The sequence below is a fragment of the Pseudanabaena sp. lw0831 genome, from assembly GCF_016584665.1.
GTDB lineage: Bacteria > Cyanobacteriota > Cyanobacteriia > Pseudanabaenales > Pseudanabaenaceae > Pseudanabaena.
Genome location: NZ_BBJB01000031.1, coordinates 1 through 16,610, shown reverse-complemented (window position 1 = coordinate 16,610; position 16,610 = coordinate 1). Strand labels below are relative to the sequence as shown.

At 44.3% G+C, this 16,610-nt stretch carries 14 protein-coding genes; 8 read left to right on the top strand and 6 right to left on the bottom strand.

What is annotated here, in order from left to right; all coding sequences use genetic code 11:
• Window positions 1-5: 5 nt before the first annotated feature.
• The 4 genes from APA_RS06145 to APA_RS06130 form a co-directional block, all read right to left on the bottom strand.
• Window positions 6-602 carry a Uma2 family endonuclease gene (locus APA_RS06145; RefSeq protein WP_201321428.1) on the bottom strand — a complete coding sequence of 199 codons (597 nt, stop codon included), beginning with the start codon at window positions 600-602 and terminating at the stop codon, window positions 6-8.
• A gap of 33 nt (window positions 603-635) precedes the next feature.
• Window positions 636-2,918: a PAS domain S-box protein gene (locus APA_RS06140; protein WP_201321427.1), complete on the bottom strand. Its 2,283-nt coding sequence runs from the start codon at window positions 2,916-2,918 to the stop codon at window positions 636-638.
• An 80-nt stretch (window positions 2,919-2,998) separates the two neighbouring features.
• Window positions 2,999-3,736 (bottom strand): phycobilisome rod-core linker polypeptide, encoded by a 738-nt coding sequence (locus tag APA_RS06135; RefSeq protein WP_201321426.1) that lies wholly within the window; start codon window positions 3,734-3,736, stop codon window positions 2,999-3,001.
• 169 nt (window positions 3,737-3,905) lie between these two features.
• A complete protein-coding gene (locus APA_RS06130) occupies window positions 3,906-4,967 on the bottom strand; it encodes a phycobilisome rod-core linker polypeptide (RefSeq protein WP_201321425.1) in 1,062 nt (353 codons plus the stop codon).
• Window positions 4,968-5,383: 416 nt separating this feature from the next.
• On the opposite strand from APA_RS06130, the gene APA_RS06125 reads away from it, so the two are divergent.
• From APA_RS06125 to APA_RS06105, 5 genes are all read left to right on the top strand, one after another.
• Complete coding sequence (locus APA_RS06125; RefSeq protein WP_201321424.1) at window positions 5,384-6,073, top strand: response regulator transcription factor; 690 nt, start codon at window positions 5,384-5,386, stop codon at window positions 6,071-6,073.
• A gap of 131 nt (window positions 6,074-6,204) precedes the next feature.
• Window positions 6,205-6,369: a hypothetical protein gene (locus APA_RS06120; RefSeq protein WP_201321423.1), complete on the top strand. Its 165-nt coding sequence runs from the start codon at window positions 6,205-6,207 to the stop codon at window positions 6,367-6,369.
• Between the two features lie 46 nt (window positions 6,370-6,415).
• Window positions 6,416-9,967: a methionine synthase gene (gene metH / locus APA_RS06115; RefSeq protein WP_201321422.1), complete on the top strand. Its 3,552-nt coding sequence runs from the start codon at window positions 6,416-6,418 to the stop codon at window positions 9,965-9,967.
• Window positions 9,968-9,984: 17 nt separating this feature from the next.
• Window positions 9,985-11,070: an ATP/GTP-binding protein gene (locus tag APA_RS06110; RefSeq protein WP_201321421.1), complete on the top strand. Its 1,086-nt coding sequence runs from the start codon at window positions 9,985-9,987 to the stop codon at window positions 11,068-11,070.
• A 3-nt stretch (window positions 11,071-11,073) separates the two neighbouring features.
• Entirely contained in the window at window positions 11,074-11,712 is a 639-nt protein-coding gene (locus APA_RS06105) for a DUF3226 domain-containing protein (protein WP_201321420.1), read from the top strand.
• Window positions 11,713-11,765: 53 nt separating this feature from the next.
• On the opposite strand, the gene APA_RS06100 is transcribed toward APA_RS06105, so the two are convergent.
• Together APA_RS06100 and APA_RS06095 are read right to left on the bottom strand one after the other, a co-directional pair.
• Window positions 11,766-12,542 (bottom strand): photosystem II S4 domain protein, encoded by a 777-nt coding sequence (locus APA_RS06100; RefSeq protein WP_201321419.1) that lies wholly within the window; start codon window positions 12,540-12,542, stop codon window positions 11,766-11,768.
• The gene (locus APA_RS06095) at window positions 12,542-13,531 is read right to left on the bottom strand and encodes a PRC-barrel domain-containing protein (protein WP_201321418.1); all 990 of its coding nucleotides are present in this window, start codon (window positions 13,529-13,531) and stop codon (window positions 12,542-12,544) included. The genes APA_RS06100 and APA_RS06095 overlap by 1 nt, the downstream gene beginning before the upstream one ends.
• 320 nt (window positions 13,532-13,851) lie before the next feature.
• Here APA_RS06095 and APA_RS06090 point away from each other — a divergent pair, with 320 nt between their 5' ends.
• The 3 genes from APA_RS06090 to APA_RS25695 all read left to right on the top strand — a co-directional run.
• Entirely contained in the window at window positions 13,852-14,046 is a 195-nt protein-coding gene (locus tag APA_RS06090) for a type II toxin-antitoxin system Phd/YefM family antitoxin (RefSeq protein WP_201321417.1), read from the top strand.
• A 144-nt stretch (window positions 14,047-14,190) separates the two neighbouring features.
• Window positions 14,191-16,263 carry a HEAT repeat domain-containing protein gene (locus tag APA_RS06085; protein WP_201321416.1) on the top strand — a complete coding sequence of 691 codons (2,073 nt, stop codon included), beginning with the start codon at window positions 14,191-14,193 and terminating at the stop codon, window positions 16,261-16,263.
• A 16-nt stretch (window positions 16,264-16,279) separates the two neighbouring features.
• On the top strand, window positions 16,280-16,610 hold a 331-nt coding region (locus APA_RS25695), incomplete at its 3' end, for a helix-turn-helix domain-containing protein (protein ID WP_201321415.1).

Here is a 16,610-nt window from a genome sequence, read left to right as displayed (position 1 = left end):
TTACTTTATTCAAAAATCTGGGCTAGGGGACAAGAGAATTCTGGCAATAATGGTGAGGTGAGTGTATCACTTACAAATAGAGTCATGGTTAGTTTGAGAATGCCATTCTCGCGGCGATATACTTGGATTTGCTTAGCTCTCCAATCAGCGATCCAATATTCCAATACACCCTGAGATGAATAGAGCTTTAACTTAACTTCGCGATCGCGTCTTTCATTTTCTTTGCCTGATGACAGGATCTCGATCGCAAGATCGGGCGCACCAAGTAAATGTCCAGACTCATCAATCAAAGCTTCATATTTTTCTTTGCTGACCCATACCACATCAGGAATAACATCATCTTTATCACCAAAGATCACGCCTGCACCGATTGCTGCATATCCTAATTTGGTTTGATCTGACCATACTTTGATCTTGGCATAGAAGTTACCACAGGTGGTTTGATGCTTCCAGTGAGGCGCTCTAGTCACGCAAAGTTCTCCATTAATAATTTCATAACGGTTGCCGTTGTCGGGTAGTAGCTCTAGGTCAGCACTTGTCCATAGAAGTTGATCTTCCGTGACATTGGTTGAGGCTACTGGGGAAATGATCGCTTGAGTCATGATAGTTTTTCCTTTGGCAGAGCGATAAAGCAATTATAACAAGCCAGCCCCATTAAGCAGCTTGGATTTTAAGGGAATAGTGATTACACAGGTTGTTCCTCGTCCAACTTCGCTACTGACGGAAATATGTCCTTGATGTAAATCCACACATTTTTTGACGACAACTAGACCTAAGCCAGTACCAGAGATAATTTTGACATTCTTACCTCGATGAAATGGTTCAAACAATTGCTTTTGATCTTCCAACAAAATACCAATCCCTTGATCTTGAACTTTAATTATGAGATTGTCTGAGAGGAACTCTAGAGAAAGAGATATATTCCCACCCTGTGGAGAATATTTAATAGCGTTAGAAAGTAAATTAGAGAGCATCGATCGCAATAACTTTTCATCCAGACAAACATGCTGAGACTTGCCTTGACAACTAAAAGTGAGTTGGTGCAGATTTCCCGCACTGAGTTGCATCTCTTCAACAAAATGACGACAATAAGCCTCTAACGCTAAAGATTTAGGATTAAATGCGAGTTTCCCTGTCTCAGCACGATTGATTGTCAAAATGTCATCGAGTAACTGCACCATATTCCTGACTGAATCTTGGATACGATGTAAGTTACGCAATCTTTTTTCAGTATTATCCCATTCATGTTGAGAGTTTTCGAGAACCTGTGCAGCTGCTAGAGCTGTACTTAATGGCGTGCGAAACTCATGGGATGCCATTGAAAAAAAGCGCGTTTTTAAAGCACTTAGTTCTTTCTCTCGTTCAAGGGCTAGCCAAGTTTCATTATGGCGGTTGCGCTCAGTGGTGTCGCGCTGGACGGCAATCCAATGGGTGTAACAGCCTTTGGCATTAGCGACAGGCACTAGACTAAATTCATTCCAAAATTCAGTTCCATCTTTGCGATAGTTAATCACTTCGACGGTGACAGATTCCCATAGGGCGAGCGCATTGCGAACTTTCTGTAGTTGGGCTGGATCGGTTTTTGCCCCCTGTAAAATCCTTGGTGTTTGTCCTAATACTTCTTCGGGTTGGTAGCCAGAAATTCTTGTAAATGCTTCATTCACGTAGAGAATTCTGGGGCCAGGAGCGTCGATAGGTTCTGCTTCTGTAATTATAACCGCGTCATTGGTATTGACTACGACAGATTGCAATAGCCGCACCTGTTCTGCTTGTCTTTTTTGTTCGGAAATATCTGCGATCACTGCGACGAGTCCGCTAATATGTCCATTTGTGTCGGGTAAAGGGGCTGCCGAAAAAATGATGTCGATCGCCGATCCATCTTTTTTGCAGCGAGACATTTCCAATCTAGTATAGGTTCTGCCTTGAAGAACGCTATTTTGGAGGGTCGTACAATCTTCTAATTGATCGTCTAGTAAAATTGGACTAGGATGATTGATCACCTCATCTTCTTTCCAACCAAACATCTGCTCAGCGGCAGGGTTCCAGATTTTAACTCTTCCTTCCAAATCTAGCATAAAAATTGCACGGGGAGATGCGCTGACGAGAGCTTGCAGGGTCTCATTGGTATGACGCAGGGCAATTTCAGTACGCTGCCGTTCTGAAATCTCATCTCGTAGGGAAGCATTAACATTAGCAAGTTCGACGGTACGCTTTTGGACTCGCTGTTCGAGTTGAGTATTAAGATGTTGAAGTTGTTTATATAGCTCTGATTGTTGAATGGCGATCGCTACTTGAGTGGCTAGCTGTTTCATTAGTTCCACTTCCCAGTCTTGCCATTGACGCGGACGAATGCATTGATGAGCAATTAATAATCCCCAGAGATAAGGCTGAGAAGTCTCTGAATCATTACTTTCATTGCTTTTGCGATTTTCTTGAATAATTGGTACTACTAATTTAGCCTGAACCCCAAACTGCTTCACAAAATCGGCAAGACAGGATTCTACATCTGCCTGTTCAACGTTGGCAATGGATCGGGTTTTACCCAAAGAGTAAGCCTGATGATACTGTTGAGGGAAAACTTCTTCGGGAAATATTTGACCCAAAATGCTGGAATGTGGCGGTAAGACTGTTTCGTGAATGGCGCTACCAGTGCCATCGTCCCATAGGCGATAGATCAAGACGCGATCGGCTTGTAGGAATAGTTGAACTTCTTTGACTGTGGTGGCGAGGACTTCATCAAGATTAAGAGATTCCCGAATTTGATGTGCAATTTGCGTAACCAGTCTTTCGCGATCGCTTTGCTGTCGCAATAATTTTTCGGTGCGGCGGCGGCGATTTCCTTCTCTTGCAAATAAAAAGAAGCCTACTAGCAGTATTAAAAGGCTAATGCAAATTGCGATCGCATAAAAACTGGTCATACTCCCAACCATCCTGAAAAGGACTTTAAAAAAGCCTTGCAAAGCAAGGCTTTTTTAAAATTGTTTATAAATTATCAGGTTTACAACCCGATTAAAACTCCTAATAGCAATAAACCAACGAAACCAGCACCAGCATAGGTAAGGCCTGCACCAATTTTGCTGACAATTGCAGGTGGGTTCTTTTGCCATTCCCAACGTACATAATCCAATTTCGCCGCGCCTTTATTGCCTTTAAAGACTTGTTTGGGTAAGCGATCGCGATAGTCAGCACCATATCTTGCCATGTGAGCAAAGGTAACTTCGCCCTTAGTGCGCTGAGGCAGGATACGACGACGTTGATAAGGAACGATACTATCGCCAAAGTTCCTTAGATATTCTTCGCTATTCAGTAAATCGTCAACAAAAGCTTGGAGGCCCTTAGTCGCAATCACAATCGACCATGCAATCTTTTCGCGATCGCTATAGACATTACGACCAAGAATTCGCTGGATACAAATCTCTGCAAAGCGATAGTTGTTATTACTATCAAAGGTCAATCTTCTGAAGGAATCAGATAATACCAAGCCGCGAATGAATCCTTTCACCGTAATCTGTCCTGATCGCAACTGAGACTCTAAGTTTACTTGGCGATGGCTCTCTAGCATCTGTTGTTCGTTGCAGATTTGACGATAGGCGGCGCTGATCAAGAGATCTAGCTCAAAGCCAGATAGCAGATTGTCGGTGTTATAAATCCGAGGTTGCTCATCACCTGCGACTTCAAATCCAGCCACGCGCTGATTTTGGGATAAGGGTTTGTACGCTAATAATGGAATTGACATAAATATTCTCCTAAAAAACTTTAAATTGAGTAGGACTTACGCAAAAGAGCGAAATGTAGGGGCAATTCATGAATTGCCCCTACACAGAAATGAGCATTTCAAGTCATTTTTGCGTAAATCACTAGATTTGGTAGAACTTGACGCAAAGCGCCAAGTTCTACTTTGCGCGTTAACTATTGAAAACGCGGCTGCGCCATTTGTTCAATCGCGCATCACCGATCGCGGCATATCTCCGCGCATCAGCAATTTGAGATTGCAGGTTTGCAATCTGTTCAATCTGGTTATCTGACTGTTGTAACAACGAGTCAGAAGCATCTCCTTGAACAAAGACAACTGTGGGATGCCAAGCAGTTTTGATATAGGAGGCTCCAATTGAAGCTGATGGACGCAGATCAGCTAGCTGTTTTTGCAAACTTTCAATGATGAGATCTTGATCGAGTAGAGTTTGTCGTAATGCTTGTTCGGCAGCAAAGTTTGCCGATGTCGCCCAAGATTGAGTTTGCCCGACACCCGATGTTTTGGGCTTAAAGACTTCCGCAAGGATGGCAGCAGTATCACTAACCTTGAGCTTGCCGTAGGGCGAATGAGCTGCGCCTTTGAGTGGTGCGATCGCGCTTGGACGATTTCGGAAAATACAACTATTTAGTCGGGAGCGATTTTGATGACTTGGATCTTTATCGCTGCTAGCTGATCCGCGCAAAAGTTGAAACATATGCGTAAATCCCACCATTTTCTTCCCAATCTGGGATTTATGCCCACGATAGTAAGGGACGGTATCTTCGCCAAAAGCATCATGATATTCATCACTATCGATGTAGTTATTGATCTCCATCTCAAACCCGCCGCGATCGAGTAACTGAGCATGATCGGCCATCTCTTCAGCACTTTCAGGAGCACGACCGAGCAAATGTTTGAAGTTGAGTTCAATTAATCGCATTCGTGGACATGGCTCAAAAAATCTAGCGCGATATTGCTCTGACAGGGCAATCTGACGCACAAATTCACGTACAGAGAGGTTTCCCTGTTTAAGTTGAGATTCGGCGACAATCAACCGTTCGCTTTCCATTACATAGGCATTGCCAAGTACTTGGCGATAGGCGGCGCGAATGACTAAATCGACATCAGATTCAGAGTGATTTCGCCAAAGTTGGAGCGGCGCTGTTTCATCGAATTGGCTAACCCCAAGGTTTGCCTCTGGATTAACCAGTGGATTGATAAAAGTACTGACCATGTTAAAGATCTCTTTGATGTAAAAATAGATTCTGAATTAAAAGAATATAATTAAAAGGAATAGAAAAATTAAACCTGTCCATCAAGGTTTGTGCAAAAATCGAAGCGATCCTGACAATCACAGTTTTCTCACGATGAACCTAGATAGTCCCATACCAAAAGTAAGGAAACTGGTTAGGGAATTGTAAAGAAAACGGAAAGATTGATCATGGGCAATAAATCTTGATGTTCTGTTACATTTATTTGGGTTCGCAAGTGTCAATCTGTGATACATATCTGTCGCCACTCTCCAAAAACCAAGAAATAATGGCGGCGCTTCGCGCCGCCATTATTTCTTGGTTTTTGGAATCGTAATTTTGGCAACAAATTTTTGTAGAATTAGAGAAGTTTGATCGCATCTCCCAAAAATTCCATCCTATGAGGATTCTTCTAGTTGAAGATGATATTCGCCTTGCCGAAACCTTGGCAGAAGCGCTAACCGACGAGCGTTATGTTGTGGATATTGCCACTGACGGCGAAATGGGTTGGCATCGAGCAAAGTCGCTAGATTACGATCTGATGCTGTTGGATTTGATGTTGCCAGAATTAGATGGTATTAGTCTCTGCCATAGGTTGCGATCGCATGGCTACAGCTTACCAATCTTGATGCTTACCGCTTGCGACACGATCGATCATGAAATTAACGGTTTAGATGTAGGAGCCGATGATTATATTGTCAAACCTGTTGATTTACAAAAGCTATTTGCAAGGATTCGTGCACTCTTACGTCGGGGTAGTCAAATCGCATCACCAGTTTTGGAATGGGGTGAATTGTATCTTAATCCAAGTACTTGCGAAGTTGGCTATGGTGAAAATCCTATCCATTTAACTCCCAAGGAATATGCTCTCTTGGAATTGCTACTTCGTAATGGAAGACGGGTATTGAGCCGTAGTGTGATGATTGAGCATGTGTGGTCTTTGGAGTCACCTCCAGAGGAGCATACTGTGAAGGTTCATATTCGTGGATTGCGTCAAAAAATGAAAGCGGCAGGAGCTAACGAAGATTTGATCGAGACTGTTCACAGTATGGGCTATCGGCTCAATCGGACTTACAGTAAACTTCGATGAAAAGAAGGAATTCGCAAGCTTGGATTTTTAAGCAGCGATCGCACAGTTTTATGAGGATATTCTGTACCTTTCCAAGTTGTGTTGTATGATTTTTTTAGGTCAGCTGCTAAAAATTTCATTTGTGCGCTTCTATGGCTATTCAAAAAGTCTTGATTCTGGCGGCGAATCCTCTGGAGACAGCTAGGTTGCGAGTAGAAAAAGAGGTAGAAGAAATTCGCAAAGACTCTCATAGCGATCGCCTTGCGAGATCCCACATTCTGCTCTCACATGAGAATATTCTGCTTGATATAGTTTGATATAATGAGCTGCTAGAGTCACCTTGTTAGCTTAGGTATAGATCAAATGACCAGTCTGTTTCTGGAACGTCTTCACAGCAGCGATCGCCCTGTCATTGTATTTGATGGTGCGATGGGTACAAACTTGCAGGTACAAAACCTCACCGCCGAGGACTTCGGTGGCGCGGAGTATGAGGGTTGCAACGAGTATCTGGTGATGACAAAACCTGAAGCAGTCGCTACAGTCCATCGTGATTTTTTGGCAGCGGGAGCCGATGTGATCGAGACTGACACCTTTGGTGGGACATCGATCGTTTTGAATGAATACGATCTTGGGCATATGGCGTATGAACTCAGCAAAAAGGCGACTGAGTTAGCCAAATCCGTAGCGGCTGAATTTTCAACACCAGAAAAACCGCGTTTTGTGGCGGGTTCGATTGGACCAACGACCAAGTTGCCGACCCTACTGCATATTGATTTCGATACAATGAAACAGTCATTTATCGAGCAGATCGAGGGGCTGTACGATGGCGGTGCTGATTTACTGCTAGTTGAAACTTGTCAGGATATTCTGCAAATCAAAGTTACATTAAGTGCGATCGAAGAATTTTTTGCAAACCGTGGAGTGCGTCTGCCTGTGATGGTTTCGGTGACAATGGAAACCACAGGGACAATGCTGGTTGGCTCTGATATCTCCGCAGTAGTCACGATTCTGGAACCTTACAACATTGATGTATTGGGGCTTAACTGTGCTACGGGACCCGATCAAATGACCGAGCATATGCGTTATTTGAGCGCCCATTCTCCCTTTATCGTGTCTTGTGTCCCCAATGCAGGTTTACCAGAAAACGTTGGTGGACAAGCATTTTATCGCCTCACACCTGACGATCTGCGCGATCATCTCAAACATTTTGTGGAAGACTTAGGCATTCAAATCATTGGTGGTTGTTGCGGAACTACACCTGCTCATATTAAAGCTCTGGCTGATGCAGCGAAGACACTCAAACCTAAACACCGCGAGCCTCTAGTCGTGCCTTCGGCGGCTTCTATTTATAGCTCTCAGCCCTATATTCAAGACAATTCTTTCTTGATTGTCGGTGAGCGACTTAATGCTAGTGGATCGAAGAAGACTCGCGATTTATTAAATGCTGAAGATTGGGATGGATTGGTGGCGATCGCAAGGTCACAAGTCAAAGAAGGCGCACATATTCTCGATGTGAATGTGGATTATGTGGGACGTGACGGCGTGCGCGATATGCATGAACTGGTTTCGCGCTTAGTAACTAACGTGACTTTGCCCCTGATGCTGGACTCGACCGAATGGGAAAAGATGGAATCGGGGCTGAAAGTTGCGGGGGGTAAATGTATTCTCAATTCCACTAACTATGAAGATGGTGAAGAGCGCTTCTGCAAGGTGGTTAGTCTCGCTAAGCAATATGGCGCTGGTATCGTCATCGGTACAATTGATGAAGATGGCATGGCGCGGACAGCCGACAAGAAGTTTGAGATTGCCTCCCGTGCTTACAAACAAGCCACGGAAGAACTGGGTATGCCCGCTAGTGAAATCTTTTTTGACACTCTGGCGCTACCTATTTCCACAGGTATTGCGGAAGATCGTCAAAATGCTTCTGCTACAATCGAATCAGTTCGCCGCATTAAAGAAGCAATGCCTGAAACCCATGTATTACTTGGTGTTTCCAATGTTTCCTTTGGTTTAAATCCTGCCTCGCGAGTAGTTCTCAATTCGGTATTTCTGCATGAAGCAATGAAGGTGGGCATGGATTCCTCCATTGTGAATGCCAGTAAAATCGTACCGCTTAATCGCATTGGCGATCGCGAAAAAGAAGTAGCGCGGCAACTGATTTATGATGAGCGTCAGTTTGATGGTGATATATGCACTTACGACCCATTGGGCGAGTTCACGACATTATTTGAAGGTGTATCAAATAAGCGCGTAAAAGTTGACAAAGCGGACACTCCCATCGAAGAGCAACTCAAAAATCATATTATTGACGGCGATCGCATTGGTTTAGATGATGCACTCACGGAAGCCATGAAAAACTATGATCCGCTTGTGATCATCAATCAATTTCTCCTTGATGGCATGAAGGTAGTCGGCGAATTGTTTGGCTCTGGACAAATGCAACTTCCATTTGTACTGCAATCCGCCGAAACTATGAAATCTGCTGTTGCGTTTTTAGAACAGTTCATGGAGAAGGTCGAAGGCTCCAATAAAGGCGTGTTTTTGATTGCGACCGTTAAAGGCGATGTCCATGACATTGGTAAAAATCTAGTTGATATCATTCTCTCGAACAATGGCTACAAAGTCGTGAATATCGGCATCAAACAGCCCGTTGAGAATATTATCAAAGCCTATGAAGAACACCAAGCTGACTGCATTGCCATGAGTGGATTGCTGGTTAAATCCACTGCTTTCATGAAAGATAATCTCCAAGAATTTAACCGCCGAGGTATTACTGTGCCTGTGATTCTCGGTGGAGCGGCGCTGACACCAAAGTTTGTTTATCAAGACTGTCAGAACAACTATAACGGGCGCGTGGTATACGGTAAAGATGCCTTCTCTGACCTCAACTTTATGGACAAGTATATGCCCGCAAAGCTGGAAGGTAAATGGGAAGATGCCAAAGGCTTTTTGGATGAAGATCTAGCCGTTGGAGATATGTCAGCAGATGTTATTGACAGCATTTCTAGTGAAGAGGAAAAAGCTAAAAAAGAAGCTGCTTTAGTAGAACGCTATCTCGACATTGTGCGTTCTGAAGCCGTAGATACAAATATCCCACGCCCCACGCCTCCTTTCTGGGGAACCAAGATTTTCCAAGGTGATGATATTCCCTTTGAGGAGCTATTCTGGAACTTGGATATGCAAGCTTTAATTGCAGGTCAATGGCAATTCCGCAAACCGCAGGATCAATCTCGCGAAGAATATGATGCATTTTTGCAAGAGACAGTTTACCCGATCCTAGAAACATGGAAAGAACGGGTCATCAATGAGAAGTTGCTAGCTCCGACTTCTGTGTATGGCTATTTCCCTGTGTTAGCTGAAGGGAATACGGTCTATTTCTATGATCCCAAAGATATTGATAATATTGCCGCCGCCAAACCCATCAACTCGTTTGTCTTCCCTCGCCAAAAGTCGCTGCGTCGTCTCTGCATCGCTGATTTCTTTTCACCCAAGGAGTCAGGAATTATAGATGTGATGCCATTGCAAGCGGTCACGGTTGGGCATATTGCCACCGAGTTTGCACAGGGACTATTCAAGGCTAATCAATACACCGATTATCTCTATTTCCACGGGCTAGCCGTACAGATGGCGGAAGCGATCGCGGAATGGACTCATACTCGTATCCGTAGCGAGTTAGGTTTTGCGGCAGAAGATCCCGATAATATCCGCGATATTCTTGCACAGCGTTATCATGGCTCTCGCTATAGTTTTGGCTATCCCGCCTGTCCGAATATGCAGGATCAGTTCAAGCTCTTAGATTTGCTTGATGCGAAGCGTGTTGATCTAGTCATGGATGAGAGCGAGCAACTCTATCCCGAACAGTCAACCACGGCGTTAATCGTGCATCATGCGATCGCTAAGTATTTCAGTGCTTAATAAACTAGTATTCACTTATGTTGAAATCCATCAAAATTGAAAACTTCCGTTGCTTCCCATCCTTTGAAATGCAACAACTTGGCAGGTTAAACCTCATCGTTGGTACTAACAACAGTGGTAAAACATCAATTTTAGAAGCCGTTCAACTTCTTACTTCTCAGTTTAATCTTGAATTATTGCGAGACTTAATGATCAGTCGCGGCGAATATATTTTAAATGATGAACGTAATCCTGAAATGGCTGTTCGTCGTAATGTCCGTGAACTAAACATTTGCCATCTTTTTTTTGGTCACGAAATTAATGTAAGTAGTAGATTTTCTATCTCAGGAGATAATTTAGGTAGGAAAGAGGCAGTATTTGTATCTATAGAAAACACAGGTCAGCTTAGTTTGTTTGAAGATATAAGAGAGTTTGCCTTGTCTATTGAGTGGTCTGGCAAAGAGGGCGAAAAAATCAAGCTGCCATTGTCACCTGAAGAAAGTCTTTCGCTAGATTATGTTAGACGTATCCGTAGAGATAACAATCTGGGACTAAAGACCCAATTAGTAACATCTTCTTCTATCAAGCCAGAAGAAATGGTTAACTTGTTCAACAAATTTGTTCTAACTGCTGAAGAGGATTTTGTTATAGAAGCTCTCCGAACAATCGAGCCAAAAATTGAACGAATTGCACCAAGTGATATTAAATATAGAGAACCTAGTTCTCGCATTGGCTTTCGATTACGTCTATCAGATAGCGATAAACCTATACCAATTGGTAGTATGGGAGATGGAATGTGGCGGATGTTAGGACTTGCTTTAGCAATCGTTAATGCAAAAAATGGAGTTTTATTGGTTGATGAAATTGATGCTGGGCTGCATTTTACGGTGATGTCCGACATGTGGAAAATGGTTTGGGAAACAGCTAAACGTCTTAATGTACAAGTGTTTGCAACAACTCATAGCAATGATTGCTGGCAGAGTTTAGCGGATATTGCCAATGCTGAAAATCCTAGTGAAGATGGGATTACAATCCATCGAATTGAAAAAGGGAAACCTCATAGTATTGTCTTTACTGAAGATGAAATTGCGATCGCTGCTGAAGAAGGGATTGAGGTGCGCTAAGCCATGAGTACGAAAATAAAACTACTGCTCGTAGAAGGAGATGACGATAAGCGCGTAATCCCTTATTTAATTGAAAAAAATGGTGTGGTGTGGAATCAAGAAGATCCTCTCATTCCTGATATTCACTCATGTGGAGGATATCCCAAATTATTAAATCAGATTAAAACCCGCTTAAAAGAATCTTCTTTATCTCAACTTGGAGTAATTATTGATGCGGATGACAATCCTCTTGGTCGCTGGGAAAGTATCAAAAATCGTTGTCAAGCAAGTATTCCAAATTTGCCCGATGAATTACCTGAAAATGGCTTAATTTGTGAAGTTACAAAAGATCTTAAATTTGGGGTTTGGCTGATGCCTGACAATTTTCAGCGCGGGATGTTGGAGACTTTTCTAGCATATATGATTCCTAATGGAACCGAACCGCTATGGCAATTTGCCCAGTCGTCAGTTCAAGAAGCTGTAAGTAGAGGCTCTAAATTAACAGAAGTACAGTACGACAAAGCCAATATTTACACTTGGCTTGCTTGGCAAGATCCCCCAGGACGGCAGTTACATCAAGCCGTTAAAGAGACAGTTCTCGATCCTAAGCATCTACGCGCTCAGAAATTTGTGACTTGGTTTAAGGAATTGTATGGGTTGTAAGCGATCGCAAAAAAGCATCTACAATTCATGAATTGTATAGATGCTCTTTTGCATTAAACTGATCGCGTCATTTGCACCCGATAACGTTCTTTCTTAGTAATCATAATTTCGCCAATAGTGACTCGTCCTTTGCCACGAATTGCGATGAGGTCACCTGCTTTGAGTTGGAAATTGGGCTGGGATATGGTCTTCCAATTGACGCGCACATCTTCACCGTTGATCAAGTCCACCATCTTGCTGCGAGACATTCCGAAACCAAAAGAGGCGATCGCATCTAGTCTCAATGAAGCTTCAGTGGAAGTGAGTTCTTTAGTTACAGGTATGCGGATTTTGAGTTCTTCCCAAGCGATCGCATTTACCTTAACGGGAACTGTGCGGACTTGAGTGAAATGGAGTTGCAAATATTCCATCAATTCAGGTACAACGATCGCCTGTGCGCCTTTTTCACCCAAGACATTCACATCACCGACCTTTTGGCGCTCGATGCCACAGCCCAGCAAAGCGCCTAAAAAATCGCGATGGGTAGCGGTATCAAACAAAAAATTACCAGAAATCGATATCGGTGTGAGGCTGACCATTGATACATCAAGGGGCAACTCACTACGGGCGATTGCTAATCTTTGGCGTTCCGCTTGTTCGTAACCGCCCCATGCTATGCATTGGATCTCGGTCATTTTGCCAAATACTCGCAGTGCCTCAGCAACTTCGGGCGGCGACAAAAAATCGCTGCACACGACTTCCCAAGTTTGGATAGCGCGATCGCCTAAATCCAATAGTCGGCTAATCGTTTCTCTGTTTTCAACATGATTAAGCAGGTCACGGGGTAGCATTAGATCTCGTCAAATTCCTCTTCGGGAATGCGTTGTTTGGACTTGTCAGGAATCTTGGTTTCACCCCAAGCGTCACGGATTTGTTGTTGGGTTTCGTTACGAAAATTAGGCTTAGAGTCTAGATAATCATCTTCAAAATCATCGTAATCGTCATCATAGTTGTTGCTCGACGCTGGTGGTGGTGCGATCGGGCGTGATGGCTCAGGACGAGCTTCGGCTCTGGCTTGACGACGTTGCGGTGGGTTAGCAGGGACACGCTCCTCTGCCCAATTGTCGCCATCATCCCAAGATTGCTCTTGGCGATAGACGGGGCGTTGTTGCTGTGGTGGAGGAGAATAGGTGCTTCTTGTACCTGACGACAGGGCATTGTCACGAACTGTTGTCGATGGTGGCATGTAATCATCATCAAAGTCGTCTTCCCAAGGTGCTTTGCCTAGTCCTAGACGCTCTAGCAAGCCCTTGCTAAGTTGGGTCATGCGATCTTCCATGCCCTCGGTGACGATGATGCGATCGCGGCCTACGGCGATGATTTCATTCACATCAAGCTCATAGGTACTGATTAGACTCGCTGGAATAATCGGATTACCGATCGAGGCAACGATTAAAAACTGTAAACTACCTGTCTCAGGCTCAAATTTAAAGTCTCTGACTTTCCCCAGCAATTCGCCAGACTCAGTGACGACCTCGTTATTAATTAGGCTGGTGTAGCGCTCGGTAATCAAGATGTCTTCGAGGATCGACTCGTCATCTACCAAAATCGCATCTGGCCCCAGTAGGTCAATGTTATCGAGGGACATGAAAAATGTGTCACCAATGCCAATCGGTGTCCCTGGAATAAAGCGCTCGGCGACGGTCATACCGACGACCCGCCTCTGATCGACATCTAGCCAGATTTGGGTGACGATGCCAAGCCGCACGGCTGAGCGCTTGCTAAAGACTTGCAAACCCAATACGGCGGCACGTTGACGAAGATTTTCCGATTGCATCATGGCGGTGACGTGGCTCTAAAAAGATTCCCAAACGATCCCCAACGAGTGGGGCATGAACTAAGCAGGAGGGTAAATACCTAGCCCTGATTCTAGCAGACTAGATCCCCGTCGGTATCTTAACGTTTGTTCGGTCGTTTGTTCGGGCGATCGTATTTTCTAATAAGTAGTTCAGCATCATTAAAAACTAAAACCAGAGAGCGTACCGCCCGCTCAGCGGGCGGTACGCTCTTCTAGGTTTTAAGTTTACTTATGCTTTGCTACTTATTTAGTCTTCAGGTATAAGTTGCTAATATGTATGGGAGTGTCACCTAAATCAAGATATGACTACTACAGAACGAGAGCAATATATTGTGGATGAAAACGGTACTAAAACAGCCGTGATTTTGAGTATTGAGCAATATGAGCAAATGCTAGAAGACATTCATGATTTAGCGAGCGTTGCTGAGCGTCGAGTAGAACAGCCGATTAGTTTTGCTGAGATGAAAAAAAGACTAAATCTCAATGGAAGTCTATAAAATCAATTTTCAGTAGCCCTGCACTCAAGTGCGGGCTAAAAGCTCAAACCCGTTGAAACGGGTTAATTAACGGTATTCTGTAGTCCACTTCAGTGGACTTGAGCTTTTAGCCAAGAACTTGAGTTCTTGGTTTATTTATGTCCTATGGGGTTGATTTACGGCATGGGTGAAGAGATTTGTTTTGATGATTATTTGCGATCGCTGGTAAGCGCTTATCAGCAGTGGTGGCGCTTGTATACGCTGACGGATGCGACGGGACGGGAATCGCAACGGGTAGAAGGCGATCGCATTGCACCTGCTTTTTTTGATTTTGGATCTGCTTTAGAACTAATGGTGCAGACAGTCGAGCCGCCAAAGGTTGAGCAGGAAAGAGAATCAGAAAGCGATCGCGAAAAGAAAGAAAAAATCGAGCGGTTGCCTGTATTAGAGGGGATCTGTAAGTATGCGGCGGAGCATGTGTTGCTGGTGGGTAGACCAGGGTCGGGGAAGTCTACGGCTTTGGCGCGGTTGTTGTTGCAGGAGGCGGAAAAAGCGTTAAAGGATCAGCAAGCAAAAATTCCTGTGTTGGTAGAGTTGCGGTATTTGCCCTCGGAGGCGAATGAGTCGTCTGTATGCGATCGCATTCTTGCCTTTATACACAAACACGATCCTGCTTTGGATATTAATGAGGCTGGGATTAAGCAGCTATTGCGTCAGGGGCGGTTGTTGCTGTTGGTGGATGGGGTGAATGAGTTGCCTTCGGATCGCGGTCGCGTCATGGTAAATCAATTTCGGGAGCTTTATCAAAAAACTTGCCCGATGATCTTTACGACGCGGGAGTTGAGTGCGGGTGGGGATTTGGGGATTGCGAAGCGGTTAGAGATGCAGCATTTGTCGGAGCCGCAGATGCAGCAGTTTGTGATGGCGTATTTGCCGACGCAGGGGGAGATGTTGTTGCGGCAGTTGTCGGGACGGTTGCGGGAGTTTGGGCAAACGCCTTTGTTGTTGTGGATGCTTTGTTCGTTGTTTCAGCAGTCTGAACAGATTCCACCAAATTTGGGTATGGTGTTTCGGGCGTTTACGGTGGGCTATGGAGACAGGATTAAGCAGGATGTGACGCTATCGAAGGATTCGCGGGCATGGTGGGGGCGATTGTTGCAGTATCTAGCTTTTAAGATGACCTGTGGCGAAAGTCTGACGGAATTGCAGGTGGCGATTTCGCGGCGGGAGGCGGAGCAGATTTTGGTGGAGTTTTTGCGGGGGAAGGTGGAGTTTGCGGATGATTGTGCGGTGCGGTGGTTGGAGGATTTGCTGAAGCATCATTTGATTCAGATTAGCAATGACCGCATTGAGTTTCGGCATCAGTTGATTCAGGAATATTATGCGGCGGAGTGGTTGTTGGGGTTATTGCCGAGTTTGAGTGATGCGCGGTTGCAGCAGGGCTATCTCAATTATTTGAAATGGACGGAACCTTTGGCGTTGATGTTGGAGTTGGTAGAGGGTGAGGAGCAAGCAGTGCGGGTGGTAAGGCTGGCGCTGGAGGTGGATTTGCGGTTGGGGGCGAGGTTGGCTGGGGCGGTGAAGTATGGGTTTCAAGAGAAGACGGTTGGGTTGTTGATGAGGCAAATAGTAGATCGGAAAGTTGCGAAGTTATATGCGATCAGTCTTTTAGGGGAAACTGTTTCTGATAAAGCAGTTGACACTCTCATTCCTGTTCTCAAAGATTCAAGTGCTTATTTTCGTATGTGCGCAGCAAATGCATTGCGTAAAATTGGCAGTGAAAAAGCATTTTACGCTCTCATTCTAGCTCTCAAAGATTCAGACGATGATGTTCGTATGTATGCAGCAGAGGAATTAGGAAAAATTGGCAGTGATAGAGCATTTTATGCTCTCATTCTAGCTCTCAAAAATCCAGATTACGGTGTGCGGTGGAGAGCAGCAGAGGTATTAGGGAAAATTGGCAGTGACATGGCAATTAAGCTTCTCATAATTGCTCTCAAAGATCCAAATACATATGTTCGTATATATGCAGCAAATGGATTAATCAAAATCGGCAGTAACAAAGCAGTTGAACCTCTCATACTTGCTCTCAAAGATCCAAATGAATATGTTCGTAGAGACGCTGCAAAGGTATTGCTCCAACTTGGCAGTGACAAAGCAGTTGAACCTCTCATAAGTAGATATGCAGAATTATTTACACATATTCATAGTAATGGGAAGATTCTAAGGATTACTTAATTGTGATCTAATTACTGTGAGATTAATTGCTCCACTTTCCCCTGAAACGACAAAGCTACTGTGGAGAATCTATCGTCAAAGTCACCGCTTTGCAATCCGTCAACGAGCACACTGTATTCTTTTGAGCGCTCAAGGGATAAGGATAGCGCAACTGATGCAAATTTTTGGGGTGAGTCGCAAAACGATTCATAACTGGTTTGTGGCTTGGGAAAGGCTCAAGTTGGTGGGATTATGTGACCGAGCAGGGCGAGGTCGTAAATCCACGTTTACCCTTGAGCAGCAAGAACAAATAAAACAATGGGTGAATCAATCACCGAAACAACTCAAGCGAGTGCTGCAAAATATTG

Coding starts and splice junctions, on each gene's coding strand:
- APA_RS06140 (WP_201321427.1), bottom strand. CDS start 2,918: ATGACCAGTTTTTATGCGATCGCAATTTGCATTAGCCTTTTAATACTG.
- APA_RS06130 (WP_201321425.1), bottom strand. CDS start 4,967: ATGGTCAGTACTTTTATCAATCCACTGGTTAATCCAGAGGCAAACCTT.
- APA_RS06090 (WP_201321417.1), top strand. CDS start 13,852: ATGACTACTACAGAACGAGAGCAATATATTGTGGATGAAAACGGTACT.
- APA_RS06125 (WP_201321424.1), top strand. CDS start 5,384: ATGAGGATTCTTCTAGTTGAAGATGATATTCGCCTTGCCGAAACCTTG.
- APA_RS06135 (WP_201321426.1), bottom strand. CDS start 3,736: ATGTCAATTCCATTATTAGCGTACAAACCCTTATCCCAAAATCAGCGC.
- APA_RS06085 (WP_201321416.1), top strand. CDS start 14,191: ATGGGGTTGATTTACGGCATGGGTGAAGAGATTTGTTTTGATGATTAT.
- APA_RS06110 (WP_201321421.1), top strand. CDS start 9,985: ATGTTGAAATCCATCAAAATTGAAAACTTCCGTTGCTTCCCATCCTTT.
- APA_RS06120 (WP_201321423.1), top strand. CDS start 6,205: ATGGCTATTCAAAAAGTCTTGATTCTGGCGGCGAATCCTCTGGAGACA.
- metH (WP_201321422.1), top strand. CDS start 6,416: ATGACCAGTCTGTTTCTGGAACGTCTTCACAGCAGCGATCGCCCTGTC.
- APA_RS06095 (WP_201321418.1), bottom strand. CDS start 13,531: ATGATGCAATCGGAAAATCTTCGTCAACGTGCCGCCGTATTGGGTTTG.
- APA_RS06100 (WP_201321419.1), bottom strand. CDS start 12,542: ATGCTACCCCGTGACCTGCTTAATCATGTTGAAAACAGAGAAACGATT.
- APA_RS06105 (WP_201321420.1), top strand. CDS start 11,074: ATGAGTACGAAAATAAAACTACTGCTCGTAGAAGGAGATGACGATAAG.
- APA_RS06145 (WP_201321428.1), bottom strand. CDS start 602: ATGACTCAAGCGATCATTTCCCCAGTAGCCTCAACCAATGTCACGGAA.